The 206-nt window shown below is 66.0% G+C and carries 1 protein-coding gene; it reads right to left on the reverse strand.

Features of this window, described 5'->3' with window-relative positions; translation table 11 throughout:
* A partial coding sequence (locus ABS769_RS22610) for a transposase (RefSeq protein WP_350498304.1) occupies positions 1-206 on the reverse strand: 206 nt, incomplete at both ends.

A 206-nucleotide genomic window follows, 5' to 3' on the forward strand; every position in this document is an offset into this window, starting at 1 on the left:
CCTTGCCCTCCTTGCCGCGTGCCCGCAGCGCTCTGTAAAAATCGCGCAGACGTGGCTCGTGCCGAGCTGAGGACATGGCCGCCATATACAGCGCCTGTCGGATGTCGGCTCGGCCTCCGCCAATCCCCCGTTTACCTCGCATCGCGCCGCTGTCGCGCGAGAGCGGGGCAACGCCAACCAATCGGGAGATCTGCTTTCCGCTGAGC

It is taken from the genome of Xanthomonas hortorum (assembly GCF_040279205.1).
In the GTDB taxonomy this organism is placed as follows: Bacteria; Pseudomonadota; Gammaproteobacteria; order Xanthomonadales; family Xanthomonadaceae; genus Xanthomonas; species Xanthomonas hortorum_F.